Raw genomic sequence first — 1,667 nt, 5'->3', positions numbered from 1 at the left:
CAGACTGTTGACATAAAGGGTGTTCCATTACGGAGCACCCTTTTAATTATGTATGTTTTTAATATTTTTCGTATGCTATCAATTATGTGTGTAAAAATGGACTTATTGTATGCTCCATTCCAACTCCATAATGCCACCTTTTTAAGATTATGACACGCAAAAATCAACCAGACTTGATGCTGGTTCTTTTTCAATCCTTTTAATCTTGTATATCTCAGTCCATGATTCTCTTTGCAGTCAGCGTAAACTCTTTCGATGCTTTCTTTTCGAACTGGATAAATTTCTTTCCACTTATCTGTATGTCTTGTCTCATCAACGTGTTCTCGAAAACTTTCCCATACATGTCGATGAATTACTTTTATGTGATTTTTACTTTTCGTACATGTATCAATCATTGGACAATTTACACAAACTTTCGGATCAGATTTATATTCGCGATATCCTTCTTTAGTTGTTGTTGTATATAGTAGTGCCTGATCATTTGGACATAAATAGTAATCGTAATCTTCATCATAAACATATTCGTATTTTTTGAAGAATCCTTTTTTCGTCATTGGTCGTTTGTATGGCATGTATGCTTCTTGTCCATTCTCGATAATAGTTTTACAGATAGCTGGCGTCATATATCCAGCATCTAAACACACATTCTTAATATACGGTCGTAGATTTTTGTTTAATGCTTTGTAAGCTTCAAAAAAGGATACACTATCATGTACATTTCCTGCCACTGTTGTTGCTGATAATACAAATCCATTCTTATCACAGAAACTTTGATGTGAATATGCGAAACACTGTTCTTTTTCTCCCTTGTGATAATTTCCTGCCTCGGGATCTGTTGTACTTTGTTTCATACGCTTTTGTTGAACTACTTCGATTTCTTTACCTGTTTCTTCGTCATTTACCATCTCAGTTTTGACGAGCGTTTCATATGTTTTCTTTCCACACATTTCTCTATCATGATTAATTTCATTAAGCAATTCTATTTCATATTTCTTTGCTTCAAGGTCAACCATTTTCGCTTCACCCTTTCGCTTATTTGCATTTGCTTTTTGATGCGTACTATCTCCATATACCGTTTCTAAGTCTAAGAAATCATAATTCATTGCTTGAGAAAGAATTTCGGTAAATATTTCTTCAAAGATTGTAGAATCAGCATATCTACGAATATAGTTTTGCGACCATGTAGAATAATTTGGAACTGGTTCATGAATTTCAATCCCTAAAAACCATCGATAGGCTAGATTAACTTCGATGTCTTTGCAGGTCTTTCTCATTGAGTTATTCCCAAAGATAATATTAATAAATACCATCTTAAATAAAATAACAGGATCAACGCTTGGTCTTCCAACTTCACTATATAGATGTTTTACTTTTGGATAAATAAAAGTAAAATCAATACAGTCTTCTAGTTTTCTTACCAGATGATCCTGTGGTACTAATTCTTCAATTGTAGCTAAAATAATACTATCGCTTTTGCGATTCATTTTGTTAGTCATTGTCATGATATAATCTCCTGCTTTAGTCACCTATATTATATCATTTTTCGCATAATAAAAGGCAGGAGATCATGACTTTATCGACTAAAATAGAGAAATTTCCTGCCTAATAGATTGTATCATATACCTTGTTATAAAAAAAGACCATTGACTTCTTTTGTCAACAGTCTG

Annotated in this window: 1 pseudogene; it reads right to left on the bottom strand. The window is 32.8% G+C overall.

The annotated features are described in order from the left end of the window. Nucleotides 1-119: 119 nt before the first annotated feature. A pseudogene (locus M2475_RS11340) lies at nt 120-1,496 on the bottom strand (IS1182 family transposase); the annotation flags it as partial. Nucleotides 1,497-1,667 lie beyond the last annotated feature (171 nt).

The organism is Breznakia sp. PF5-3 (genome assembly GCF_029504745.1).
GTDB lineage: Bacteria > Bacillota_I > Bacilli_A > Erysipelotrichales > Erysipelotrichaceae > Breznakia.
Note: the sequence above shows the minus strand (reverse complement) of the source record. Positions and strands in the feature narration are given on the sequence as shown.